This is a genomic window from Verrucomicrobium sp. GAS474 (genome assembly GCF_900105685.1).
Classification (GTDB): domain Bacteria; phylum Verrucomicrobiota; class Verrucomicrobiia; order Methylacidiphilales; family GAS474; genus GAS474.
In genome coordinates this window covers 3,685,938-3,711,083 of sequence record NZ_LT629781.1, presented here as the reverse complement: position 1 = coordinate 3,711,083, position 25,146 = coordinate 3,685,938, and the positions used below count along the sequence as shown (strand labels likewise).

The window sequence follows — 25,146 nt, the reverse complement described above, 5'->3', positions numbered from 1 at the left end:
GAAAGCCCGCGCCGGAGGGGCTGCGCCCCTCTCCCCTAGGCGTGCAATGCCGTCGCGTGCCTGAATGGCACGTAAGGCATTGCAGAACAACGGGAAAGGGGCGTAGGACCCCCGGCCCGAAGGGTTGCTTCTAAAAGGTTCTCCCTCGTTGTTGCTCGCTTCTTGAGTGGCTTGCGGCCACACGGCGGCGCTCGCGCCTAGATGGAGAACCTTTTAGAAGCAACGCGGGCTTTCCAAAGTGCAGGACAGGCTCTAGAACAGTCGTCCACCCTTTTTCCCTATTTTCCCATGTTCCAGTGGCTCATCAAAAAAGTTCTCGGCTCCAAAAACCAGCGTGAGGTCCGCCGCCTCCTTCCCATCGTGGAGCAGATCAACCGGATCGAGGAGGGCTACCGCTCCCTTTCCGACGACGCCCTGAGGGCGAAGACGGTCGAGTTCCGGGAGCGCCTCGCCAAGGGCGAGACCCTCGACGCCATCCTGCCCGAGGCCTTCGCCGTCGTGAAGAATGCCTGCCGCCGCTTCACCGAGGGGAAGCGGATGATCTCGGTCCGCGGCCACCAGCTGGCGTGGGAGATGATCCCGTTCGACGTCCAGCTCATCGGCGGCATGGTCCTCCACTCCGGCCGGATCGCCGAGATGGGGACCGGCGAGGGGAAGACCCTCGTCGCCACGCTCCCCTCCTACCTCAACGCCCTCTCCGGGCGGGGCGTCCACATCGTCACGGTCAACGACTACCTCGCCTCCCGCGACTGCGAGTGGGTCGGCGAGATCCACCGCTTCCTCGGCATCACCGTCGGCTGCATCCAGCACGGGCAGAGCCCGACGGAACGCCGCGCCCAATACGCCGCCGACATCACCTACGGGACGAACGCCGAGTTCGGCTTCGACTACCTCCGCGACAACGGCATGGCGACCCGCAGCGAGGACCAGGTCCAGCGCGGCCACGCCTACGCCATCGTCGACGAGGTCGACAGCATCCTGATCGACGAGGCCCGCGTCCCCCTCATCATCTCCGGCCCCGCCACCGTCTCGAACACCCAGGCCTACGAGAAGTACAAGGGCCCCGTCGCCCGCATCGTCCAGGAACAGCAGCGGGAACTCGCCCGCCTCGCGGAGCAGGTGCAGAAGCTCATCGCCGCCAACGGCCCGAAGGACCAGATCGGCCGCCTCCTCTACAAGATCAAGCTCGGCATGCCCCGGAACAAGCCCCTCCTGAAGCTGATCGAGGAGCCCGAGGTCCGTCGCATGATGGACACGGCCGAGCTCTCCTTCTACCAGGACACCCGCCGGACGGAGCTCTACGCGATCAAGGAGGAGCTCCTCTTCAGCATCGACGAGAAGAACCACGAGGCCGACCTCAGCGAGCGCGGACGGGCCTATCTCAGCCCCGCCGACCCGAACTACTTCTCCCCCTCCGACCTCCCGACCCGCTTCCACGAGATCGACAGCGATCCGGCCCTCGCCGACAACGCCGAGGAGAAGCTCCGCCAGCGCGCCGTCGCCCAGGCCCTCTACGAGGAGACGAGCGAGCGGATCCACAACATCGCCCAGCTCCTCCGCGCCTACTGCCTCTACGAGAAGGACGTCCAGTACGTCGTCCAGGAGAACAAGGTCGTCATCGTCGACGAGCACACCGGCCGCCTCATGGCGGGCCGCCGCTGGAGCGACGGCCTCCACCAGGCCGTCGAGGCGAAGGAGGGGGTGCAGCTGGAACGCGAGACCCAGACCCTCGCCACGATCACGATCCAGAACTACTTCCGCCTCTACGAGAAGCTCTCCGGCATGACCGGCACCGCCGAGACCGAGGTCAACGAGTTCCACGACATCTACAAGCTCGACGTCATCGTCGTCCCGCCGAACCGGAAGAACATCCGCAAGGACCTCGACGACACGATCTACAAGACCCGCCGCGCGAAGTACGGCGCCCTCATCCAGGAGATCAAGCGGCTCAACGAGACCGGCCAGCCGGTCCTCGTCGGGACGATCTCGGTCGAGTCGTCGGAGCTCGTCTCCCGCATGCTCGCCCGGGAGAAGGTCCCGCACCACGTCCTCAACGCGAAGTTCCACCAGCAGGAGGCCGAGATCGTCGCCGGGGCGGGCCAGAAGGGCGCCGTCACCATCTCGACGAACATGGCGGGCCGCGGTACCGACATCAAGCTGGGGCCGGGCGTCGCCGAGCTCGGCGGCCTCTGCGTCATCGGGACGGAGCGGAACGAGTCGCGCCGCATCGACCGCCAGCTCCGGGGCCGCTGCTCCCGCCAGGGCGATCCCGGCGCTTCGCGCTTCTTCATCTCCTTCGAGGACGACCTCATGCGGAACTTCGGCGACTCCCGCCGGATCTCCGACCTCATGACCCGCCTCGGCATGAAGGATGACGAGGAGCTCCAGCACCCCTGGCTGAACCGCGCCGTCGAGACCGCGCAGAAGCGGGTCGAGGAGCGGAACTACCTCATCCGGAAGCATACCCTCCAGTATGACGACGTGATGAACCTCCAGCGCGACGTCATCTACAGCTACCGCAGCGAGATCCTCGTCACCGAGGACCCCCGCGCCGAGGTCTTCGAGGTCGTCTCCGAGATCGTCCGCGGCGAGGCCCTCGCCCGCCTCGAGGGGCAGGAGGAGCCCGATGCCGCCGGCCTCCTCGCCTGGGTCAACTCGACCTTCCCCCTCGGCCTCCGCGCCGAGGAGATCGACTTCGCCCCGAAGGGCGGGGCCGCCGCCGTCGGGGAGGAACTCCTCGCCCGCGTCACCGAGGCCTACGACCTGAAGGTCAAGTTCGAGGAAGAGGATGCCGTGAAGGGGATCGAGCGTTACATCATCCTCTCCGCGATCGACCGCCTCTGGCAGGAACACCTCTACGCCATGGACGGCCTCCGCACCAGCGTCGGCCTCCGCGCCTACGGGCAGAAGGACCCCCTCATCGAGTACAAGCAGGAAGCCTACGCGATGTTCGAGGAGCTGATGGGCCGGATCAAGCACGAGGTCGTCCACAACCTCTTCCGCTCCGCCTCCAGCCTCACCGCCTTCGAGCGTTTCCTCAGCGCCCTGCCGCAGCGCCTCGTGAAGGCCGACCTCCCCTCCGGGATGGCCGCCCCCGCCGACGCTCCCGTCGCGCCCCTCCCTCCCGTCGAGGAGCCGGCGGCCAAGTCGGAATCGAAGCCGGAGCCGAAGCAGGAGGAGATGGTCCTCCCCCTCCGCCGCGATATCCCCAAGGTCGGCCGGAACGATCCCTGCCCGAACCACCCCGACGTGAAGTTCAAGAACTGCCCCTGCTCGAAGGGGATCAACCTTCCCCCCTCGCGGGGCTAAGGGCGGGAACGGGCGAGGCAAGGTCGGCACAGCACCGGAAAGACGCCCATGTCCTCGACGCCCATGACGGTACGGTTGGAACGGTGGACCTGGGCGGCGGCGATCCTCCTCGGCCTGGGGGCGGTCGCCTTCCTCCTCTGGCACATCGCCCGGCCCTACCCGGTCGAGGCTTCGGAGCCGTCCCATATCCTCAACACCGTCCTCTTCGTTCAGGGGATCAATCCCTACGCCGTCCCCTTCCATCCGGAGTGGCTCTACGTCTACGGCACCCTCCACAACGCCGTCGCCTATCCCTTCGCCCTTCTCTTCGGGCCGACGTTCCTCCTCCACCGGATTCTCTCCTGCCTCTGCCTCCTCCTCGCCACCGGCGTCCTCTACCGGGGGATGCGGCTCGACCGGATCTCCCCCGCGCTCGCCGGGTTCGGCGCGCTCCTCTTCTTCATCCACTTCGCCTTCTCGGTCACGATCACCGCGAAGGGGAACGCCGTCGCGATCCTCTGCTACCTGCTGAGCGTCGTCGTCCCCTACGCGGGGCGGTTCCGGCCCGGCAGCCTCGCCGCGGGGGCGCTCTTCTCGGTCCTCGCCTTTTACTCGAAGGGCTACCTCGCCCTCGGCGCGCCCCTCGTCTCCCTCTACCTCTTCTTCTTCCAGTCGCGGCGGCTCGGCCTCCTCTCGGCGGCCTTCTTCGGCTTCTTCCTCCTCGCCAGCGCCGCCGTCGTCCGGCATTTCTTCCCCCTCTTCCTCGAGGAATCGGTCCTCTACCAATACTACTGGACCCGCGCCTTCCACGACCGCCTCCACCTCTTCGTCGTGATGAAGGAGGTCGTCGTCGTCGAGGCCGCGCTGCTCGCCCTCCTGGCCTGGGGCCTGTGGCGGGGGAAAAAGGGGAGCGTCGAGCCCTTCGCCGCCTTCCTCCTGGCCGGGTCCTTCCTCGTCTACGTCGCGGTCCTCTCGCCGAACAAGGGGAACGGGAGCGCCTACGTCTACCACCTCGTCCTCCCCTTCCTGATCTGGGCGGCGCTCCTCGTCGTTTCCCGGAACCGGGAAGCCCTCGTTCCCCGGGTGCTGTTGCTCGCGTCGGTCGCCCTCGTCGCCCTCTTCGTCGGTCGTCCGGCCCTCCAATACGGCCATGGCGATCATCGCGCCGCATGGGAGCGCGTCGGCACCCTCCTCCGCGCCCATCACGATCCCCTATGCGACGGCTCCCTCTCCGAGTCGGTCCGCGCGGCGGGCCTGCCGGTCTACGACAACGGCCTCACCGAGGGCCTCCGTTACGTCACCGACAACCCCTCCGTTCCCGAGACCCGCCTCCACAAGGCCGAGGCGCGGGCCTATTGCGAGGCGATGACCGGGAAGCTGAAGGCGAAAGGCTTCGACCTCCTCCTCCTCTACCCGGAGGGCTCCCCCTTCTTCCCCCGCGAGCTGATCCCGCTCTATTACCGGAAGGTCGATTCGTTCTCCCTCTGGGAGAGCTTCCCCAACGATTTCAAATCGAATATCGAAGTCTGGGAACCCCTTCCCTAATCGTTCCCATCAGGCATGAACGTCGAGATCCTCAACACCGGCAGCGAGCTCCTTCTCGGCCACGTCGTCAACACCCACGCCGCCTTCCTCGGGCGGGAGGCCTTTCCCCTCGGCCTCCGCATCTCCCGGCAGACCACCGTCCCCGACGGGGCCGCGATCGGCACCGCCCTGGCCGAGGCGCTGGGCCGCTCCGACCTCATCCTCGTCACCGGGGGCCTCGGCCCGACCTCGGACGACATCACCCGGGAGCTGACCGCCGAACTCCTCGGCCTCCCCTTGGCCTCCGATCCCGCCGTCCTCGCCCATATCAAGGGCTACATCGAGTCGCGGGGGAGCGCGATGGCCCCCATCAATGCCCGGCAGGCGATGGTCCCCGCCGGGGCCGTCGTCCTCCACAACCCCGTCGGCACCGCGCCCGGCCTCATCCTCGAAAAAGAGGGGAAGATCATCGTCCTCCTCCCGGGACCGCCCCGGGAGCTGATCCCGATGTGGCGGGATGGCTTCGTCCCCTGGTTCCGGCGGCGGGGCCTTCTCCCCCCGCTCCACATGCGGAGCTGGAACATCGTCGACGTCCCCGAGTCGCGGCTGGCCACGATCATCGAGGAACCGCTCCGCGCCCTCCCCGGAGGGGAGACCCTCGAGATCGGCTACTGCGCCCGCCCCGGCCAGGTCGATCTCCGCCTCATCGCGCCCGCGCCCGCCGTGCTGGAGGCGGCGGCCCTTCTCGTCGCCGAAAAGCTGGGGCCGAACATCGCCACCGTCGACGGGGAAACCCTCGAAGCCTGCGTCGTCCGCCTCCTGACCGAGCGGAAGCAGACCGTCGCCACCGCCGAGTCTTGCACGGGGGGGCTCATCGCCCACCGCCTCACCAACGTCCCCGGGGCCTCCCGCGTCCTCCGGTACGGCTGGGTCGTCTACGCCAACGAGGCGAAGGTCGAGGAACTCGACGTCCCCACCCCGCTCTTCGCCGAGGACGGTCCCGGCGCGGTGAGCGAGGAGACCGCCCGCGCCATGGCCGTGGGGGCCCGCCTCCGCGCCCGGGCCGATTTCGCCGTCGCCGTCACCGGGATCGCCGGTCCCGACGGCGGGACGCCGGAGAAACCGGTCGGCACCGTCTGGATCGCCATCGCCTCGGATGCCGGGACCGAGGCGGTCCTGAAGACCATCAAGGCGGAGCGCGAAACCTTCAAAAACCGTGTCGCACAAACAGCGCTTGACCTTTTAAGGCGAGCCGTGCATACATCCGTATAATTATTATACAGAGTTATAACGAACCGCGAAAAAACGCAAAATAACGACACCCCTCACTGAACACGATTATGGCCAAAGCTGACACCAAGACCGACAAAACCGAGACGAAAGCCGAAACGAAGACCGGCGTCGTGCGCGACAAGAACCTCGAGCTCGCCCTCCAGGCCATCTCGAAGCAATACGGGGACGGTTCCATCGTCCGCCTCGGCGACGAGAACGCGAAACTCTCCATCGACGTCATCCCGACCGGCTCCATCGTCATCGACCACGCCCTCGGCGCGGGCGGCTTCCCCCGGGGCCGCATCATCGAGGTCTACGGCCCCGAATCGTCGGGCAAGACGACCCTGGCCCTCACCGTCATCGCCCAGGCCCAGAAGCTCGGCGGCAACGCCGCCTTCATCGACGTCGAGCACGCCCTCGATCCCCAGTATTCCCGGAAGCTCGGCGTCAACATGGACGAGCTCCTCGTCTCCCAGCCCGACTCGGGCGAGGAAGCGTTGAACATCGTCGAGACCCTCCTGAAGTCGAACGCCCTCGACGTCATCGTCGTCGACTCGGTCGCCGCCCTCATCACGAAGGCCGAAATCGAAGGCCAGATCGGCGACTCGACCGTCGGCGCCCAGGCCCGCCTCATGAGCAGCGCCCTCCGCAAGCTCACCTCGATCATCAGCAAGGCGAAGACCGTCGTCATCTTCACCAACCAGCTCCGCGAGAAGATCGGCGTCATGTTCGGCAACCCGGAGACGACCCCCGGCGGCAAGGCCCTCAAGTTCTACGCCTCGGTCCGCATCGACATCCGCCGCATCGCCGCCCTGAAGCACGCCGACGGCACCGTCTACGGCAACCGCACCCGCGTGAAGGTCGTGAAGAACAAGGTCGCCCCGCCCTTCACCGAGTGCGAGTTCGACATCCTCTACAACGAGGGCATCTCCGGCTTCGGCTCCCTCCTCGACCTCGCGATCGAGCAGAACGTCGTCGAGAAGAAGGGCGCGTGGCTCTACTACGAGGGGGCCCAGATCGCCCAGGGCCGCGACGCCGCCCTCAACGAGCTCAAGGGCAACCCCGAGCTCTTCGCCAAGATCGAGGCCGCCACGAAGGAAAAGATCGGCGTGAAGGTCCACGTGACGAAGGGCAGCAAGGCGGCGGCCGAGGCGAAGGCCGCCGAATAACCGTCCCCTCCCTCCGTTGCGGCACTTCCTCCTCCTTCCCCTGATCGCCGGGATCGGCTACGCCGTCGGCACGCTCTTCATCAAGCGCGCCGCGGCGCACGGCGTCGGTCCGTGGAGGACGGCCTTTGTCTGCAACATGGCGGTCGCCGTCTTCAGCCTCCCGTTCTTCCTGCTGGGGGCGGGCGGGAGCTTGCCGTGGGGGAAGTGGTATCAGCCGGTCATTGCCGCCGCCACCTTCTTCATCGGCCAGATCTTCACCTTCTACGCCATCGAGAAGGGGGAGCTCTCCATCGCCACGCCGATCCTCGGGACGAAGGTCATCTTCGTCGCCCTCCTAACCCTCCTTCTCATCGGCGTCGCCGTCCCTCTGAAGCTCTGGCTGGCCGCCTTCCTGACGGCGTTTTCCCTCGTCCTGCTCGGGGGAGGGAAGGCGACCGACGGCTCCCGCCGGAAGTTCTGGCTGACGGCGCTCTGGGCGGGCCTGGCCGCCTTCCACTTCGGCGTCACCGACACGCTGGCGCAGAAATGGGCCCCCGGCTGGGGCGGGGCGCGGTTCAGCTCGGTCGTCTTCCTCGTCTGCGCCCTCCTCTCCCTCGGCCTGATCCCCTTCTTCCACGCCCCGCTTCGGGCGTTGAAGGGGGAGGGGCGGAAGTACCTGATGTGGGGAATGGTCGTCGCGGCGGGGCAGGGGGCGATCCTTTATTACGCCATCGGCCGCTACGGCCACGCCACCTCGATCAACGTTGTCTACAACTTCCGCGCCCTCGCCACGATCCTCCTCGTCTGGATCGTCGGCCACTGGTTCGGGAACCGGGAAGGCGAAGCCGGCCATGGCGTGATGGCGCGGCGGCTCATCGGTTCGGCGTTGCTCTTGTTCTCGATCGGGCTGGTGATGAGCTAGAGGAGGGGCGGCCCTTCGGGACCGGGTACATCCCCTGTACAGGGGGAGGCGATCCGCCGCGTTTAGAGATGCAAGAGGGGCTGCGCCCCTCCCTGCAGGCCTTGAATCCATAAGCCCGCTCTACTCCGCGGGATCTAACCTCCTTGAGGGCCGAGCTATGGGAAGGAGCATCCAGTGGCAGGCCTATCTCCTCGGTGCTGAACACCGCTCCCTTCGAGACCGCTACATGAGCCGCTTTGCCGCCATCTGCGCCTTGAGGCACAACTCCGCCGCCTTGAACGCGTGCTTCTGCGTCATCGCCGTCTCGGTCCGATTCAGACAGTCGACGATCAGCCTCCCGAAGAACGGGAATCCGACCTGGCCTGCGAGGGAGAGGTGCTTCTCGCCGTCGCCGTTCACGAGGTAGAGCTGATCGCCGCCGCCTTCCCGGCCGACGTCGATGTACTTCCGCAGCTCGATGTAGCCCTTCGTCCCGAGGATCAGCGTCCGCCCGTCGCCCCAGGTGCGGAGCCCGGCGGGGGTGAGCCAATCGACGCGGAAGTGGTTCGTCGTCCCGTTGTCGCCGACGAGGTTCGCGTGGCCGTAGTCCTCGAGTTCAGGCGTTCCCGGATTGCCGTAGTTGGCCACGGCGGCCTCGGTGACGGTGGCGTCCTGCGCGCCGGAGTAGAAGAGGTACTGCTCGATCTGGTGGCTGCCGATGTCGCAGAGGATGCCGCCGTACTTCGCCTTCTCGAAGAACCAGCCGGGCCGGGAGGCCGGATCGCCGAGGCGATGGGGGCCGAACCCGGCGACCTGGACCACCCGCCCGATCGCCCCGTCGGCGATGAGGTCCCCGGCGGCGACGGCGCATTCGACGTGGAGCCGCTCGCTGTAATAGACCATGTACTTCTTCCCCGTCCGGGCCGCCGTCGCGCGGGCGAGGTCGAGCTGGTCGAGGGAGGTGAAGGGGGTCTTGTCGGTGAAGTAATCCTTCCCCGCCTTCATGACGCGGACGCCGAGGGGGCCGCGGTCGCACGGCACGGCGGCGGCGGCGACGAGCTGGATCCCCGGATCGTCGAGGATCGCCTCGAGGGAGGGGGCCGGCTTCGCCTGGGGGAACTTCGCCACGAAGGCGGCGACCTTGGCGGGATCGGGATCGTAGACGGCGCGGAGCGTGGCCCCCGCCTCGGTCAGCCCGTTGCACTGGCCGTAGATGTGGCCGTGGTCGAGGCCGACGGCGGCGAAGACGAACTCGCCTTCCTTCACCACCGGCGCCGGTTTGCCCTTCGGGGCGTAATTCATTCCTTCGGATTGGGGCATGGGAGGAGGCTATCAGGAATTGAACGACTTGGAAAAGTCCCCCGCCGTCTTGGCTAGCTTGGGCTTCGGCTTCGCCTTCGCGCTTTTCTTCGATGCGGCGATCCGTTTTTCGAGCAGCGCCGCATAGCGGGCTCCGCTGAGCGGCAGCGCCACGGTCGCCTCCTCGGAGGAGGAGAGGAGCATGGCGTTGGCCAGCTCGACCGAGTGGATGCCCTCGACGGCGGGGGCGATGAGGGTCTTCCCGTCGAGGATCGACTCGACGAAGTTCTTCAGGATGCCGTTGTGCTGCTCCCCGTTCCCGCTGATCGGGATCGTCGCCTCCCACACCGGGGGGCGCTCGAAGCCGTGCGGCGTGGTGCGGGAGAACTCCGACATCGGCACCTCGTTCCGCGTGTAGCTGAAGCGGCCGTTCTCGATGACCACGCGGCCCCGCTCGGCGGCGACCTCGAGGCGGTTCGTTCCCGGGGCCTCGCCCGTCGAGGTGATGAAGACGCCCGTCGCGCCGTCGCGGTAGGAGAGGTAGGCGGTGACGTCGTCCTCGACCTCGATGTCATGGTAGCGGCCCAGCGCCGCGAAGGCGCGGACCTTCTCCGGCATCCCGAAGAGCCACTGCCAGAGGTCGAGATTGTGCGGGCACTGGTTCAGCAGGACGCCGCCGCCCTCGCCCGCCCAGGTGGCGCGCCATCCGCCCGAGTTGTAGTAGGCCTGGGAGCGGAACCAGTTCGTCACCGTCCACTGGATGCGGCGGACGGAACCGAGCTCGCCGCTTCGGATCAGCTCGCGGAGCTTGAGGTAAAAGGGGTCGGTCCGTTGGTTGAACATCGCCGCGAAGACCTGCTTCCGGTGCTTGAGCTTGCTCGCCTTGTAGGCGGCGATCAGCTTCTCGCAATCGGCCTTGTGGACCGAGATCGGCTTTTCCACCAGCACGTGGAGGCCCGCCTTCAGCGCGGCGATCCCGATCGGCGTATGGGAGAAATGAGGCGTGCCGATCAGGACGGCATCGACCGCGCCGGAGGCGATCATCGCATCGCTCTCGGAGAAGGAGAGGATACCGGGAAAGGCGGCGAGGGCTGCCGGATTCATATCGCAGACCGCGCCGAGGACTGCGCCGGGGATTTTCCCCTCCAGGATCGCCCGCGCGTGGACGCCTCCCATGTTGCCCAAGCCGATGATACCGAAACGGACGTTCTTCATGGCAGGAAAAGTAGCATTTTTCAGTGAGCCATGATACGGACTCTTTAGGCATTTAATGGTATTTTTAACGCATCCATGGGATGAAAAAGGATCGTCAGGCGCGGCAATCGGGCGCACGATCGAAGGCCATGCCTTCCCCGGTTTCCTCGGTCATCCCCGCCTTTCCCTTCCGCGAGATCGAGATCGTCGGCCTCGGCGGGCGCATGCATGGACCGACGTCCCATCCCTGGGTATGGGAGACAACCACCCCTCATTTCAATTTCTGGTTTCTCATCCAGGGCGAGGGGCGGCTCCGCTACCGGAAGCGCGATTGGGTCCTCGAGCCGGGGACCTGCTTCCTCTTTCCGCCCGGCTCCCGCATTTCGGGCGGTCCCGCGCCCCACTCGCGGGAGCCGGTCCTGAACTTCTCCGTCCACTTCTTCCCCCGTCCCCGCCAGCCCGTCCCCGAGGACGCCCTCGCGCGGCTCTCCGGGCGGAAAGTCCACCGCATGGCCTTCTTCCTCGAACTGGCCCTCCACGCCACCGACGCCTACAAGCGGGGCGACGCGCACGGCCTGCGGCAGACCGAGCTGGCGGCCCTCCAGATGCTGCACCATCTCTGGCGCGAGGCCTCCTCCCCTCCGCCCCGCAAGCAGGACGATCGCATTCTCCAATTCCTCGCCGAGGCCGGGCGCAAGGGCGGGACCGACGTCCCCCGCCTGGCCAAACGGGTCGGCCTCTCCCCCTCGCAATTGACGCGTCGCGTGAAGGTCCTCACCGGTATGGCTCCCGCCGCCTACCTCATCCGGGAACGGATCAGCCACGCCTGCTCCCTGCTCACGGAGACCGCTCAATCGGTCAACGAAGTGGCCGAGGCCCTCGGCTACAGCGATCCCTCCTACTTCGTCCGCCAATTCCAGGAAGTGATGAAATCGACCCCCGCTCGCTTCCGCCGGAAGGCGTTGTCAGAAGGGCGCGCTTAATTTTCTTGCCGTCTTTTCGAACGGCGGCAATCTGTCCTTTCTGCTAAAGGAGCTGTGGCTGAGTGGCTGAAAGCGGCAGTTTGCTAAACTGTTTTAGGGGTTAAACCCTAACGGGGGTTCGAATCCCCCCGGCTCCGCAGCAGAGCTGCAAGACGGAAAGCCCCCTCAAAAAAAGCCGGAGGCGAACCCTAGGCTGCCGGGCCGCTCAGCAGCCGAAACAGTGGGACGTTGACGTAGTAGCTGTTTCGCCCGATTTTCAGCTTCTCGACGATTCCGGCCTTCGCCATTGCTTCCAGATACTTCGTTGCCGTGAGGCGCACAACGCGGAGGTCCCGCGCAACGAACTCGATTCGCGTGTAGGGGTGCCGGAAAAGGTTGTTCAACAAATCCTGACTGTAGATCCCGGGGAGTTCCGTGCGGAGGCGAAGCTTGGTCTCGGCAATGAGATTTTTGATGTGCTGCACTGTAATGAGCGTCTCCAAAGCTGTCGCTTCAATCGCCATAAGCATAAAGAGAATCCACCCTTCCCAGTCTTCCTTCTCGCGGATCGCCTGAAGGCCGCTGTAGTACGCCTCCTTGTGCCGGACGATGTAGCTGCTGAGGTAAAGAACCGGGAGATCGAGGAGCCGGTGTTGCACGAGGTGGAGGAGGTTCAGAATGCGCCCGGTGCGCCCATTCCCGTCGTAGAAGGGGTGGATGCTCTCGAATTGGTAGTGGAGGATCGCCATGCGGATCAGCGGATCCGGATCGCCCGCCTCATCCCGGTTCATGTGTTCGACGAAGTTGCCCATGAGCCTTTCGATCTCCGCTGAATCTTGCGGCGGCTCGTAGACGACGGCCCCGGTGTTGGAGTTCTTCAGAACTGTCCCGGGAAGCTTCCTCAGGCCGGCCCGGTTTTCGACGAGGGTCGCCTGGATTTCGAGGATGTGCTTGAGCCGGATCACACCCTCTTTGCGGACGTGCCGGAAGCCGACTTTGAGGGCGGCGGCGTAGCTGTGGACCTCCTTCGCCGCGGGGGTCTGGAATGTGCCGCCGACGGCGTCCGCCTGAAAGAGTTCGTCCTCGGTCGTGATGATGTTCTCAATCGTGGAGGAGTCCTTGGCTTCGCGGAGAGAGAGGGTATCAATGAGGATCTCTTCGTTCGGGATGGCCGTCACTGCCCCTTTCAGTTCAGCAAGGCGACGGTGCGCCTGGACTAAGCACTTCAGGATGGGAGCACTCTCCAGTTGGACTGATGGGGGCAAGGGGAGGAGAGGAAGAGATGACTTCATCATCAAGGGGATCGGAATGGTTTTTTACATGTCCCACACGATATGTAAAGAAAACGCCATTTTCTTTACATATCATTCCAGCTTGGGCGACCTTCTTCAATGAGGACCCACAGGCTCAGCCTTTTGGGCCGGTCGGCATTCTATACTGAGAATCGCAAGGCGCTTCACGCGAGGTGGTTGTCCGAGGTAGGCTCGCTTCCGTCCTTCCCCACCCGTGAAAGCTTTTCCGCGCCCTTTCTCTTTGCCCTTTTTGGTCGTGCTGGCCGTCGCTTTTCTGACGGCCCCGTTTCTCTCCGCACAGGAGGAAGCCCCGGCTGCCAAGGCGGAGAAGCCGTTCTCGGTCATCCTGAAGCTCGATGACCTCAATGGATACAAGGGCGAGTTGGGCCGGTGGCAGAAGTTGCGGGACTTCGCCGTCGAGCGGCAGTTGAAGCTCTCGATCGGGATCATCTGCAATTCCCTGGAGGGCGAGGGGAAGGAATCGTATTATGCCTGGATCAAGGAATTCCAGCAGACGGGCCTGGTCGAGTTCTGGAATCACGGATACGACCACCTGGCGTGGAAAGACGAGGCGGGGAAGCAATTCTGGGAGTTCAAGGGCCCTTCCTACGAGCAGCAGAAGGATCACCTCGTCCGCTCGCAGCAGCTGGCCAAGGACAAGCTGGGGATCACCTTCCGCGCCTTCGGGCCGCCCTTCAACCTGACCGATGCGGCGACGCTGAAGGCCCTTTCCGAGGATCCCGATCTCCAGATCTTCCTCTATGGGCAGCCCCAGACGGCCTCGGCAACGCCGCATCTCCTCATCCTCGATCACACCGACCTGACGATCGAGGAGCCGACCTTCGTCCCGAATCCGGCGAAGGTCGAGGGGGCCTATGCGAAGTTGGTCGGGAGTCGCGATTGCTTCGTGATGCAGGGCCATCCGGGGAAGTGGGACGACGCCCGTTTTGCGAACTTCGTCGCCATCGTCGATTTCCTCACGGCGAAGGGGGCCCGCTTCATCACGCCTTCGGAATATCTGGAAAGCCGCGCCGGCGGGACGAAGGCCGCGACGCCCTAGGTTTTTAAGCGGGTCGGCCCGCCCTACCAGACCCGGCTGATCTCCTCGTTCTCGGCCTTCTGCTTTTCCCTCTCCTCCGGGGTGAGGGTTTTCCGCTCCCGCAGCGATTGGACGTTCAGGACGACGAAGAGCGCGGCGAGGCTCACGAAAAATCCGATCAGGAATGCCTCGCCCTCCATGGGGCGAACCTATCCCGCTTGTTGGAGATGGAAAACCAAATGGTATACTTTTATTATATTAATATTGGTCTATCGCTAAATCTCTAAAGCCGGGTCTGGAAGACCCGGGGGGCGCAGCCGCAATGGCGTTTGAACCAGAAGGAGAAGTGAGAAAGGCTCGAGAAGCCGAGTTCCGAGGCGACTTCCTTCACCGAGACTCCGACCTCGCTCAACCGCATCTGGGCGTGGCGGAGGCGGCGACGCTCGAAGTACTGGCTCGGCGACATGTGCAGCTCGGCCCGGAAAAGCTGTTGCACCCGCCGCCACCCGACATTGAGGGCGAGGTCGACTGAGATGGAGGAGGCCGATTTGTTCAGCGGCCTTTTATCGAGGGCGGTCCGGACCTTCCCGACGGTCGAGTCCTGAATGGAGAAGGGGCGGGGAGTGGTCTTCCGTTTTTCGAGGCACGCCATCAGGACCGTAAGCCATTTCCAGAGGGCGGCCTGTCGGGCGGCATGGTGGACGAGGTCGGGGGCCTCCTCCGGATAGCTCTGGATCGAGGAGGGATGGCGCAGTTTCGGATGGACCGCCCGGCATAGGGCCACGGAGGCGGCCTGGAGGGCGTGGTCGGCGGCTCGGCGTTGGCTCTTGGGGACGTGGAGGCCGAAGGGAAGATCGTAGAGCGGCGGCTGGTCGACCAGCCCCAGCTGGTAGCCGATGGAGAGGAGGCGGGTGCCGGGGGCGGCGAACTGGGAGCGGTGGCCGGTGAAGGTGAAGAAGAGGTCGCCGGGGCGGCAGAGCGTTTCCTTCCCTTCGTGGCGGAGGCCGATCAGGCCGCTTTCGACGAAGAAGACGCCGGGCTGCACCTCGAATTCCTCAATCCAGGAATCGGAGAGGAAAAGGGTGCCGTGATAGGCCCAGAGCAGGGTGATGCGGGGGTGGACGGGACCGTGCAGCATGGATTCCTGGCAATGGCCGTTCCCCAGCCTAGGCGTGGCGGGCCGAAAGAATCAATGAACCTCTGCGGTCGCAGTGAAACCCTGTTTCCGGCGATAGGCGAGGCCCGCGAGGAAGGCTCCGAGGATCATGAGGGCGTACGTCGACGGCTCGGGAACGGCGGCGATCGAGGAGACGGTGAGGTTGTCGATCATTACCGAGTTGCCGGAGGATTGGTCGAAGAGGCGGAGGCCGATCTCGACATTGCTGAGCGCGGTGCCGGTGCCGAAGTTGTAGGTGCTCGTGAAGGTCCCGATGGTCATCGTGAGGATGGCCGAGGTGCCGCTGACGGTGTACTTCACGTCGACGTCGGTCGTGGTGTTGGCGGTGTAGCTGACCCCGCCATTCCCGCTGACGTCTGTTTTCACGAAATCGGCCCCCGAGTTGCTGCCGCTCGGGTTGCCGGTGAAGAAGCGGATGCGATCCGAGGTGTCGCTCACGTAATTGCTCAAAGCCAGCAGGCTCGAGGTTTCCCCGGTGGGGTTGATGAAGAGAACACCGATGCCGGGCGGGCTGGAGGGGACGGTGCCGCTCAGGGTGACCTGGAAGTGAACGTCGAGGCCGCCGCTGGTCGAGAAGGTATTCTGGACCGTACTGTCGGCGGGGGTCGTGTCATAGACGACCGCCCCGTTGGCCGAGTAGCTGTTCGAGAGGGTGAGGGCGAGGCTGCCGGACGCACCTTGGGCCGTTACAGAATTGGCAATGGCGGTGCCGGATAGATTGCGGAAGTTGTTCGTGAAATCGGTGATTCCGCCCTGAAAATCGAGGGAGACGAGGCTTTGCGCCTGGGCGGCAAGGGGGGCGGCGGCTAGGAGAGCGATGAAGAGAAAGCGTGAGAGGAGTGCGCGGCGAGTTCCCATCTTCATGGAACCACTCTGCGCCGGTTACCTCCTCCTCACGACCGAATTGGCTTACACCTTTCCGAACTCCGCTTGTGTCTTTGCGAAAAAACTCTTTTGATTAATTGCGATTTCCTGTCGGGCCGGAAGAAATCAATGAACCTCTGCGGCCGCAGTGAAACCCTGTTTCCGGCGATAGGCGAGGCCCGCGAGGAGGAGGACTCCGAGGATCATGAGGGCGGTGGTCGACGGTTCGGGAATGGCGGCGATCGAGGAGATGGTGAAGTTGTCGATGGTCGCGTAGGCAGTGCCGTTGACCGCATCGTAGAGTCGGAGCCCGATTTCGACGTTGGAGAGGGACGTTCCGGAGGCGAAGGTATAGGTGCTCGTCAGGCTGCCGACGGTCATCGTCAGGAGGGCCGAGGTGCCGCTGATCGCATACTTTACATCGACGTTGGTGATCGAGTTCGTGGTGTAGCTGGCACCGCCGTCTCCGGTCGTCGTGGTCCCTCCCTGGGCGTCGGCACCCGAGTTGGAGCCGTTCGGATTGCCGCCGAAGAAGCGGATGCGGTCCGAGGTGTCGGAATCGAAGTTGACCAAGGCCATTTGGCTCGAGGTTTCCGTGGTCGGATTGATGAAGAGGACGCCGATCGAGGGGCTGTTTGCCGAGCTCGCCCCAGTCCCTCCAAGAGAGACCTGGAAGTGGACGTCGAGCCCGGCGCTGGTGGAAAAGGTGTTCTTGACGCTCGAATCGGCGGGAGTGGTATCGAAGACGACGCTCCCGTTGCCCGAATAGCTGGTGGCGATCCTCAAGGAGAGGTTGCCGGCACCTCCACTGGCCGTGACGGGATAGTTCAGGGCGTTGGTCTGGGCGGTGGTATACAAGGCCCGGAAATTGCCCGTATAATCGGTGGTTCCGCCCTGGAAATCGAGGGAGTAAAAGGTCGTCTGCGCTCCTGCCGTGGAGATCCCGAGGCCGAGCATCCACGCCATGCCGACCAGGAGGCTCAAACGGGACGGGAAAAAGCCGCAAGTCCGAGGTGTCATGGAAACCAGTCTGAACCGGTCCCTTTTCCCTCACGACCGAATTGGCTTACATCGAGCCGAAGTTCGCTTGCTAATTTGCGAAAGGAATCTTTCGATTCTTTACGACTTTCGGAGCGGTTTCCCTCCCGCGCCGCTTCTATTTCTTCTCGTCCCCCGCCTTCGCGGCGGCGGCGCGGTCGGCGGCCTCGGCCTGTTCCTGGAGCGATTGCTTGATCTGGCTGATCTGGGCTTTCTCGGCATCGGTCGGGGCGGGGGCGTACCACTTCGCGATGCGGCGGCGGACGCCGTCGATGTCCTGGTAGAATGCGGGGCGGTAGAGGTAGATCTGGGTCGGCTGCGCGGTGGGCGGGAGGGGGGCCCAGGCGGAGGGGAGGTTCATGAGGATGTAGGGGGTGACGTTCGGCTGGTTCGGCGCCCGGTTCTCCTCGGCGACGACGCGGGCGGGGGGGAGGATCTTCGCCGGATCGGGGCCGGTCCGCTCGATCTCCCGCCAAGCGCTGTAGATGTGGGTGGCGGCCTGGGAATCGAGGAGGAGGTTCTTCGACTGCTCGGCGGCGGCGGGCGAGGAGGCGCCGATGATGAGGTCCTTCGCGGTGAGGGGGGAGAGGAATTTGGCGACCGGGACCCAGATCCATTCCTCGGGCTTCGCGTAGCGGTCGCTCTCCTTCTCGACGAACTCGCCCGCCTCGTCGAGGCGGGAGGCGCGCCAGCCGATCGAGTCTTTCGTCTGCCGGAAATCGACGGGGACCGGATGCCACGTCCCGTCGGGATGCCACGACCATTTCGCGCCCTCGGAGGTGTTCGTGGTCGGCGCATCGAGGGTCCACCAGCCGTAATGCTCGGTCCCCCAGCTCCCCGGCGTGGTGCCGATCCAGAGCCAGCCGAAGTCGCTGTACTCCCACCGGCCCTGGGTGAAGGGGACGGCGGCGTCGTAGGGGCGGAAGAACGGCTTGCCGTCCTTGATCGCCGCGTTGGTCCAGGTGCCGAGGGGGTTGAGGATGTCGAGGACGACGTCGAAGTCGGCCTTGCCCCGGTCGGCGTAGGCGGAGATCGCGGCGCGGCCCGGCGTGAGGGGGAGGACGGAGCCTGCGAGGAGGAGGAAGGGGAGGAGAAGGGTGGCGCGTTTCATGGGGGTGCTAGCTGGCTTTGGAAAGGTACTTGGCGATGCCCTGCCGGAACGATGCCTGTTTCAGGCCGAAGGCGGCGGCGGCGGGGGCGGGATCGCCGACGTTGTCGTCCCGGAGCATCGTGACCTGCGCCACGGTGACGGGGGGATCGGGCAGTTTCTCTAAGAGCGCCCCGGCGAGGAAGGCGAGGGGCCAAGGCAGGGGGAAGAAGAGGATGTGGCTTCCCTGCACCTCGACGATGACGCGGAGGAGCTCCCGGAGGGTGAGGGGCTCCGGCCCGACGAGGTCGTAGGTCTTCCCCGCCGCGTCGGCGTGGGGGATGGCGGCGACGAAGGCCTTGGCGACGTCGTCGACCGAGACCGGCTGGAGCCGGGAATGGCCGCCGCCGAAGAGGGGGAAGGTGTTCAGCTGGAGGAGCGAGAGCGGCGGGCGGAGGAAGGCGGCGAGGCGGTTCGCGAAGCGGTCCCGCGGCCCGAAGATCACCGAGGGCCGGAAGATCGTCCAGACCATGCCGCCGCTCCCGTTGCGGACGCTTTCCTCGCCCTCCCACTTCGTCGCGTGGTAGGGGGAGCGGGCGCCGGGCTTCGTCCCGAGGGCGCTCATGTGGACGAAGCGGTGGACATCGGCCTGCCGGGCGGCGCGGACGAGGTTCGCCGTCCCCTCGGCGTGGACGCGGCGGAAGGTGTGGGTGCCGCGCTCCGCGATGATGCCGACGAGGTGGACGACGGTGTCGACCCCCGCGCAGGCGGCGGGGAGGGAGGCGGGGTCGAGGATGTCCCCGGAGACGACCTCGATCTGGCCGTGGTTGCCCTTGGCCAGGGCGCGGAGCCAGGGCAGGCCTTTCCCCTTCACGGCATCGCGGCAGAGCAGGCGGATGGTATAGCCCCGCGCGGCGAGTTCCCGGACGACTTCGCGCCCGACGAACCCGGTGCCGCCGGTGACCAGGATGAGAGACATGGGGCGCGATTCTATCGGCCCCGCGCGGTTTCGGCAACCGGGAGGAGGGGGCGTCACGGTATTTTAACTTTGAATGGCCGCGGGAAGTGAGGTACTTTGGAGCATGCGCCGGATTTTCCTCTCTGTTTCCCTCCTGGGCCTCGCCCTGGCCTTCTCCACCCTCGCCCCCACCGCCCACGCGGGCCTCTTCTCCAGCTCGAAGACGCCGACGGCCTTCGAGGCCCTCGACGTGGCGAAGAAGCAGGTGACCCCCGAGATCGGCTCGAAGCTCATCTCGATCACCGGCGAGCGGAGCGAGACAGCGCTGACGCCCGACACCTGGAAGTTCAATTTCTACGACGAGCTCGCCAGCCAGCACGGGCGGCAGATCACGACGAAGGGCAAGGCCGTCGCCGGGGTCCGCGACGGGTACACCCAGCTCGATAAGTTCCGCCTCTTCGCCTACAAGCTCGAGGAAGTCGTCGGCCCCGACCAGCTGAAGATCGACTCCGACAAGGCGCTGAAGATCGTCCAGAAGACGAACCTCCTGAACAACTACTCCCTCAGCAGCGTCCTCTACACCCTCGCCCGCGATTCCGATCTCCGCGAGCCGGTCTGGAAGATCCAGATCTTCATCGACGGCGGCGACGGCAAGGAAAAGGACGCCGGCTACGCCCGCATCTCGGCCTTCGACGGCAAGGTCCTCGAGCTCCGCTTCAAGACCCTCGAGACGGCGAAGCCCGAGGCGAAGTAGCCCGCCCGCCCGATACCTTTGAAGGCGGGAAGAATGCGTCACCTCGCGATACGGAGGGCCGTTCTTCCCGCCTTTTTCGCTTTTCTCTCCCTTGCCTCCCTCGGCGCGGAGGAGTCCCGCCCCGCCGTCCCCGTCCCGCCCTTCAAGCCCCATCTGACCCCGGGGGAGCCGCTCCCCGACTGGTCCCGCCTCGAGGCGCGGCAGGAGGCGGTGACGCGGGCCGAGTTCGACCGGGCGCTGGAACGGCTCTACTCCTCCGGCCCCGACTCCCTCCGGCGCTTCCTTTCCTATGCCGACGTCTCCGACGCCGAGGCGGTCTTCTACGCCGACCAGGGGAAGACCGTCCCCCGGTTCCGCCTCCGCTTCGCGGCGTCGAAGGGGGCGAAGAAGGCGCTCCCTCTCTCTTTCGCCCCGTCGGGTCCCTCCCCGGGCCTGTCGGCCAAGCCCCTCGACGGTCTCGTCGTCTGCCTCGATCCGGGCCATATCGGCGGCGAGTGGGCGAAGGTCGAGGAGCGTTACTTCCAGGTCGGCGACGACGCCCCCGTCCTCGAGGCCCGGCTCGCGATCCTCGCCTGCCGCCGCGCCGCCACGGCGCTGGAGGCGGCGGGGGCCACGGTCCTCTGGACGAAGAAGACCGAGGAGCCGGTCACCCGCCTCCGGCCCGACGATCTCCGCCAGACGGCCCTCGACCTCCTGAAGGAAGGCAGCCCCGAGCAGCCCCTCCTCCTTCCTTCCGACCTGCTGGAGAAAAAAATCAGGATCACGGCGGAGAAGCTCTTTTACCGGACCGAGGAGATCGAGGCCCGCGCCGCGAGGATCGCCGCGATGAAGCCCCGACCCCAGCTCACCCTCTGCGTCCACTTCAACGCCGCCCCCTGGGGCGACCCGGGCCATCCGCGCCTCGTCCCGCAGAGCCGCCTCGTCGTCTTCGTCCACGGCCAATACTCGTCGGACGAGGTCGATTACGAGGACGAACGCTACGGCCTCGTCGCGAAGCTCCTCGAACAAAGCTCGTCCCTCGAGCTCGGCGTGGCCGAGAAAGTCGCCGCCGCGCTGGAGCAGGCGTGGCATATCCTCCCCGAGGAGTACAAGGATTGGCCCGCCGTCCGCCGCGTCGGCACCCATCCCTACCTCTACGCGCGGAACCTGCTGGCGAACCGCGCCTTCCCCGGCCCCGTCGTCTTCGTCGAGGGTCCCTACATGAACGCCGACGACGCCTATCCCCGCCTCGTCGCGGGCGATTACGAGGGGACCCGCCTCATCGCCGGGAAGGAACAGCGGAGCCTCTTCGCCGAATACGGCGAGGCGATCGCCAAGGGCGTGGTCGACTACGTCACCGCCGCCCGGGGCGAGTGAGGCGGCCTCGGATCCCCTTTAGACGACCTCGAGGTAATCGCGGTCGGGCAGGGCCGGGAACGGGGCGGCGGGAAGGGTCTGATACCAGAAGGCGACGGAGGCGATGTCGTCCTGCAGCGGGAGATAGCGCCATCCCGAGCGCCAGCCGAGGGCCTGGATCGTGATCTTCAGGTCGCTCTCGAAGCGGACGGGATCGGTGATGTGCCACCGGTACATGCCGAAGCGGGTCTGGGCCTGGTAGACGCCGTCGGGCCGGATCACCTGGTGGAGGCCGGCGTAGGGGGTGGTGAATTCCTGGTATTGCTTCGTCTGCCGGTTCTCGAAGTTGTAGGAGCCGCAGAAATAATCCTCGGTCCCCGTCCCGCAGATCGTCGGGAGCTCCCGGTCGCCGTCGAGGTAGAACTTGATCTCCCCCTCGCCCCACCAGCCGGTGTTGTTCACGCCCCACGCCATGTAGGTGCCGACGTAGTGGCCGCGCCCCCGTACCCCGTCGAGGATCGTGTAGACCTCCTTGTAGGGGAGGGGATTCACGCGGCGGAATTGGGCGTGGAAGTAGGCCGCATCGTCGGGGACCTCGGTCAGCACGTAGTTGATCTGGTAGTAGAGGCGCATCGACTCTTCGATGCCGATGTAGGTGAGCGTGATCCGGCACGATTTGCGGAACGGCATCTCCCAATAGCAGTTGAAGGCGCTGCCCGGATTAACGCAGACGGCGAGGGAGGAGAGGGGGGAGAATTGTCCCCAGCCGCTGGCGAAGAAATCGCCGATGGGGCATTCGACCGAGGGTGTCTCGGAGCCGTCCCAATAGAAGCGGAGGATCGTGTGTCGCCAGTTCCCCGTCGGCGTCATCCAGATCTGCTGGATCGCGCCCGGCCCCTCGATGAAGGCGATTTCCCGGGTCTGGCCCGATTCGATGATATCGTAGGGATTGACCTTCCATCCCTTGCCGAGGTCGTGCGACGGACCCGAGGCGACGCCCGTCTCGGCCCCGCCGCCCGCCCCCTTCGCGCCTGTCGGATTTTCCGAGCTGATCGAGCGGGTCTTCGCCCGGCTGAGGCGGAAGAGGTTTCCCATGGAAGAGCCAAGGCCGTTATAGGGAAGGGAAGGTTGCATGGTGCGAGGATGGCTCGCTCCCGGCCCGATTCCAATGGACGCTCTTTGGGAAGATTTGTAATATCTTTCGGTATCGAGGTTCCATGCTCCGCATCCGTTATCTCCACGAGAAGCCCCTTTTCCGGACGCCGCCGCTCCGCATCCGGGGGATCGGCATCCGGGAAAGGATGCCGCCCTGCTTCATTTCCCGGCCCGGGGGGACGGGGGACGCCCTGTTCATGCTCTTTCACTCCGCCGTCCGGATCGGGACCGATCCGGCCTCGCCCCTGCTGCCCGAAGGGACCGCGATCTTCTGGACGCCGGAGATGGGGCATCATTACGGCAGCATGGCCGAAAGATGGAGCCATTCCTGGATTCATTGCGACGGGGAGCGGCTGCGGGCGGCGTGCCGTGCCGCCCGCCTCGTCCCCGGAAGGCCGCTCCAGCCCCGGGACCCTTCCCGGGTGGAGCGGTACCTGTTCGATATTCACGGGGAACTGAGCGGCTCCTCCTCCCGGCCCGACGGGATCATTCTCGGGAACCTCCTCGAGAACCTCCTCCGGGAGGCGGCCCGCACCGGGCCTTCTCGCGCAAAGGCCGCCCCGCCCGGCCTGCTGCGGGCGAAGGAGCGGATCGACGCCGCCTACGAGCATCCGTTGACGCTCGACGCTCTGGCCCGGTTGGCCGGTCTCTCGGTGCCTCATTTCTGCACCGCCTTCCGCCGCAGCTTCGGCTTCACGCCGATCAGTTATCTGCTGCAACGCCGGATGGAGGTCGCCTCCGCCCTGGTGCGGGGGACCGGCCTTCCCCTGGGCGAGGTCGGCCGTTCGGTGGGCTGTCCCGATCCCTATTATTTCTCGAAGCTCTTCCGGAAACACTTCGGAATTCCTCCCTCGCGGCTCCGGCGGGAAAAAGCGTAGCTCATCAGGCCTGCGTCTGCGAGAGGGCGAGGTAGAACGTGGTGCAGACCACCAGGTAGAAGGCGAGCAGGAGGGAAAGAGTCATCACGGCGTGGAGGGAGGACGATTTCCAGGGTTGCGATTTCATACCCCGAAAGACGCCCCCCGCCAAACCGGGTTACGCCTTCTTTCCTTCTTCCTTTTCCACCTCGATCCGGGGGAAGAGCGGCGTGGGGGGCTGGACCGGCTTGCCTTCGAGGCGGTTGCCGAAGGCGGCCTCGGTGAGGCGGAACGATTCCGCGGTCACGGGGAGGTTCAGGACGGCGTAGATCTTCTCCGAGGTGTGGGGGAGGACCGAGGCGGTGAGGACGGCGACGCGGCGGACGGTCTCGGCCAAGGTGGCGAGGACGACGTCGAGGCGCGGGGCCAGGGCGGGGTCCTTCGCCAGCTTCCACGGGGCGCTCTGCTCGACGTACTGGTTCGCCTTCTGGAGGTAGGCCCAGAGATGCTGGAGGGCGATATGGATCTGCTTCGATTCCATGGCCTCGCGGAAGAGTGTGGTCGGCTCGTCGCTCTCCAGCTCGCGGTCGAGGTCGGTGAGGGCCTCGGCGGGGCGGGCGGGGACGCTTCCCTCGCGATACCGCCCGATCATCGAGAGGCTCCGCTGGACGAGGTTGCCGAGGTCGTTGCCGAGGTCGCTCTGGTAGCGTTGGATGAATTTCTCGTCGGTGAAGTCGGCGTCCTGGCCGAGCGACATCTCGCGCATGACGAAGTAGCGGAGGGCGTCGGGGCCGAAGGTCTCGATGTAGGGCTCGGGATCGACGACGTTGCCGACCGACTTGCTCATCTTCGCGCCGCGGTTCATCCACCAGCCGTGGACGACGAGCTGCTTCGGCTGCTCCAGGCCGAGCGCCTTCAGCATGATCGGCCAGTAGACGGCGTGGGCGGGGATGAGGATGTCCTTGCCGATGAGGTGGACGTCGGCGGGCCACTTGTCGGTGGGAAGGCCGGGATCGGCGAACGAGACGTAGTTGATGAGGGCGTCGAACCAGACGTAGGTGACGAAGTCCTCGGCGAAGGGAAGGGGGATGCCCCATTCGAGGCGGCTCTTCGGGCGGGAGATGCAGAGGTCGCCGATCGGGTTCTCGAGCGCGGCGAGGACCTCGTTCCGGCGGAACGAGGGGAAGATGAACTCGGGATGGTCGGTGACGTATTGGCGGAGCCAGTCCTGGTAGGCGGCGAGCTTGAAGAAGTAGTTCGGTTCCTTCGTCTTCACGACTTCGCCGTAGATCTCGGGCCAGACGCCGTCGACCTGGTCCTTCTCGGTGACGAACTGCTCGGCGCGGGCGCTGTAGAAGCCCTCGTGTTCCTTGAAGTAGATCTCGCCCTTGTCGTAGAGCTTCTGGAGGCAGGCGCGGACGTAGTCCTTGTGGGGCTGGTCGGTGGTGCGGACGAAGCGGTCGTTGGAGAGGCCGAGGCGGGCCCAGAGGTCGCGGAAGAGGGCGCTGGTCTGGTCGCAGAACTCCTGCGAGGTGAGGCCCGCCTTCTGGGCCGATTGCTGGACCTTCTGCCCGTGCTCGTCGACGCCGGTGAGGAAGAAGACCTCTTCCCCGAGGCTGCGGCGGTGCCGCACCATCACGTCGGCGAGGATCTTCTCGTAGGCGTGGCCGAGGTGGGGGCGGCCGTTGACGTAGTCAATAGCCGTGGTCAGGAAAAAACGCTGGGACATCCGGAGAGTTAAAGCCAAGACGGCAGGGGATGCAACCGGAGATGATCGGGCCTCGATCCCGGAGGGATCAAAGAAGGTAGCCGGGGGTTGAGGGCAAAGCCCGACACCCCCGGAATAACGTGAGAGAAGGGTCCGACCCCGGCAGGGGTCGCAGAGGTTGTCGGAGGTGCGCCCCGGCCTTCATCAAAGAAGGGACAACCTGATGACGGGGCGAATTTTCCGATCTGAAACCGGGGGTGTCGCTGCGCTCGACCCCCGGCTAATCGCTTCGAC

At 65.6% G+C, this 25,146-nt stretch carries 22 protein-coding genes and 1 tRNA gene; 11 read left to right on the top strand and 12 right to left on the bottom strand.

Annotation, left to right across the window (positions count from 1 at the left end; translation table 11 throughout):
• Positions 1–288: 288 nt before the first annotated feature.
• From secA to BLU04_RS15770, 5 genes are all read left to right on the top strand, one after another.
• Complete coding sequence (gene secA, locus BLU04_RS15790) at positions 289–3,309, top strand: preprotein translocase subunit SecA (protein WP_093288202.1); 3,021 nt, start codon at positions 289–291, stop codon at positions 3,307–3,309.
• A gap of 48 nt (positions 3,310–3,357) precedes the next feature.
• Positions 3,358–4,833 carry a hypothetical protein gene (locus BLU04_RS15785; protein WP_157895417.1) on the top strand — a complete coding sequence of 492 codons (1,476 nt, stop codon included), beginning with the start codon at positions 3,358–3,360 and terminating at the stop codon, positions 4,831–4,833.
• A gap of 15 nt (positions 4,834–4,848) precedes the next feature.
• Positions 4,849–6,084: a competence/damage-inducible protein A gene (locus BLU04_RS15780; RefSeq protein ID WP_093288198.1), complete on the top strand. Its 1,236-nt coding sequence runs from the start codon at positions 4,849–4,851 to the stop codon at positions 6,082–6,084.
• Between the two features lie 68 nt (positions 6,085–6,152).
• Positions 6,153–7,253 carry a recombinase RecA gene (recA, locus tag BLU04_RS15775; RefSeq protein WP_093288195.1) on the top strand — a complete coding sequence of 367 codons (1,101 nt, stop codon included), beginning with the start codon at positions 6,153–6,155 and terminating at the stop codon, positions 7,251–7,253.
• Between the two features lie 16 nt (positions 7,254–7,269).
• On the top strand, positions 7,270–8,154 hold the full coding sequence (locus BLU04_RS15770; RefSeq protein ID WP_093288192.1) for a DMT family transporter: 885 nt from the start codon (positions 7,270–7,272) through the stop codon (positions 8,152–8,154).
• A 222-nt stretch (positions 8,155–8,376) separates the two neighbouring features.
• Here the strand turns inward: BLU04_RS15770 and BLU04_RS15765 are convergent, their stop codons facing one another.
• Positions 8,377–9,453, bottom strand: coding sequence for a Gfo/Idh/MocA family oxidoreductase (locus BLU04_RS15765; RefSeq protein ID WP_093288190.1), 1,077 nt, complete (start codon positions 9,451–9,453; stop codon positions 8,377–8,379).
• Between the two features lie 12 nt (positions 9,454–9,465).
• A complete protein-coding gene (locus tag BLU04_RS15760) occupies positions 9,466–10,647 on the bottom strand; it encodes a Gfo/Idh/MocA family oxidoreductase (protein ID WP_093288187.1) in 1,182 nt (393 codons plus the stop codon).
• A gap of 80 nt (positions 10,648–10,727) precedes the next feature.
• On the opposite strand from BLU04_RS15760, the gene BLU04_RS15755 reads away from it, so the two are divergent.
• Both BLU04_RS15755 and BLU04_RS15750 read left to right on the top strand, forming a co-directional pair.
• Positions 10,728–11,609, top strand: a complete 882-nt coding sequence (locus tag BLU04_RS15755; protein WP_093288185.1) for an AraC family transcriptional regulator — start codon at positions 10,728–10,730, stop codon at positions 11,607–11,609.
• Positions 11,610–11,657: 48 nt separating this feature from the next.
• Positions 11,658–11,746 (top strand) — tRNA-Ser (locus tag BLU04_RS15750).
• A 51-nt stretch (positions 11,747–11,797) separates the two neighbouring features.
• On the opposite strand, the gene BLU04_RS15745 is transcribed toward BLU04_RS15750, so the two are convergent.
• On the bottom strand, positions 11,798–12,880 hold the full coding sequence (locus BLU04_RS15745; RefSeq protein ID WP_093288737.1) for a Fic family protein: 1,083 nt from the start codon (positions 12,878–12,880) through the stop codon (positions 11,798–11,800).
• Positions 12,881–13,121: 241 nt separating this feature from the next.
• Between BLU04_RS15745 and BLU04_RS15740 the strand changes: the two genes are divergently transcribed.
• A complete protein-coding gene (locus BLU04_RS15740) occupies positions 13,122–13,940 on the top strand; it encodes a DUF2334 domain-containing protein (protein WP_157895416.1) in 819 nt (272 codons plus the stop codon).
• Positions 13,941–13,963: 23 nt separating this feature from the next.
• On the opposite strand, the gene BLU04_RS16680 is transcribed toward BLU04_RS15740, so the two are convergent.
• The 6 genes from BLU04_RS16680 to BLU04_RS15715 form a co-directional block, all read right to left on the bottom strand.
• Positions 13,964–14,119 carry a hypothetical protein gene (locus BLU04_RS16680; RefSeq protein WP_157895415.1) on the bottom strand — a complete coding sequence of 52 codons (156 nt, stop codon included), beginning with the start codon at positions 14,117–14,119 and terminating at the stop codon, positions 13,964–13,966.
• 83 nt (positions 14,120–14,202) lie between these two features.
• A complete protein-coding gene (locus tag BLU04_RS15735; protein WP_093288180.1) occupies positions 14,203–15,057 on the bottom strand; it encodes a helix-turn-helix transcriptional regulator in 855 nt (284 codons plus the stop codon).
• Between the two features lie 51 nt (positions 15,058–15,108).
• Complete coding sequence (locus BLU04_RS15730; protein ID WP_093288177.1) at positions 15,109–15,960, bottom strand: PEP-CTERM sorting domain-containing protein; 852 nt, start codon at positions 15,958–15,960, stop codon at positions 15,109–15,111.
• 126 nt (positions 15,961–16,086) lie between these two features.
• On the bottom strand, positions 16,087–16,944 hold the full coding sequence (locus tag BLU04_RS15725) for a PEP-CTERM sorting domain-containing protein (RefSeq protein ID WP_157895414.1): 858 nt from the start codon (positions 16,942–16,944) through the stop codon (positions 16,087–16,089).
• A 172-nt stretch (positions 16,945–17,116) separates the two neighbouring features.
• On the bottom strand, positions 17,117–18,109 hold the full coding sequence (locus BLU04_RS15720; protein WP_093288172.1) for a DUF6600 domain-containing protein: 993 nt from the start codon (positions 18,107–18,109) through the stop codon (positions 17,117–17,119).
• Positions 18,110–18,116: 7 nt separating this feature from the next.
• Positions 18,117–19,064: a complex I NDUFA9 subunit family protein gene (locus tag BLU04_RS15715; protein ID WP_093288170.1), complete on the bottom strand. Its 948-nt coding sequence runs from the start codon at positions 19,062–19,064 to the stop codon at positions 18,117–18,119.
• 103 nt (positions 19,065–19,167) lie between these two features.
• Between BLU04_RS15715 and BLU04_RS15710 the strand changes: the two genes are divergently transcribed.
• The gene (locus BLU04_RS15710; protein ID WP_093288167.1) at positions 19,168–19,797 is read left to right on the top strand and encodes a hypothetical protein; all 630 of its coding nucleotides are present in this window, start codon (positions 19,168–19,170) and stop codon (positions 19,795–19,797) included.
• A 33-nt stretch (positions 19,798–19,830) separates the two neighbouring features.
• On the top strand, positions 19,831–21,153 hold the full coding sequence (locus BLU04_RS15705; RefSeq protein WP_093288163.1) for a hypothetical protein: 1,323 nt from the start codon (positions 19,831–19,833) through the stop codon (positions 21,151–21,153).
• An 18-nt stretch (positions 21,154–21,171) separates the two neighbouring features.
• Here the strand turns inward: BLU04_RS15705 and BLU04_RS15700 are convergent, their stop codons facing one another.
• The gene (locus BLU04_RS15700) at positions 21,172–22,266 is read right to left on the bottom strand and encodes a glycoside hydrolase family 172 protein (RefSeq protein ID WP_093288160.1); all 1,095 of its coding nucleotides are present in this window, start codon (positions 22,264–22,266) and stop codon (positions 21,172–21,174) included.
• A gap of 83 nt (positions 22,267–22,349) precedes the next feature.
• Between BLU04_RS15700 and BLU04_RS15695 the strand changes: the two genes are divergently transcribed.
• Positions 22,350–23,165: an AraC family transcriptional regulator gene (locus BLU04_RS15695; RefSeq protein ID WP_093288159.1), complete on the top strand. Its 816-nt coding sequence runs from the start codon at positions 22,350–22,352 to the stop codon at positions 23,163–23,165.
• A 4-nt stretch (positions 23,166–23,169) separates the two neighbouring features.
• Here the strand turns inward: BLU04_RS15695 and BLU04_RS17125 are convergent, their stop codons facing one another.
• Together BLU04_RS17125 and metG are read right to left on the bottom strand one after the other, a co-directional pair.
• Positions 23,170–23,292, bottom strand: coding sequence for a hypothetical protein (locus BLU04_RS17125; RefSeq protein WP_255360053.1), 123 nt, complete (start codon positions 23,290–23,292; stop codon positions 23,170–23,172).
• A 30-nt stretch (positions 23,293–23,322) separates the two neighbouring features.
• Positions 23,323–24,873, bottom strand: coding sequence for a methionine--tRNA ligase (gene metG, locus BLU04_RS15690; RefSeq protein WP_093288157.1), 1,551 nt, complete (start codon positions 24,871–24,873; stop codon positions 23,323–23,325).
• Positions 24,874–25,146 lie beyond the last annotated feature (273 nt).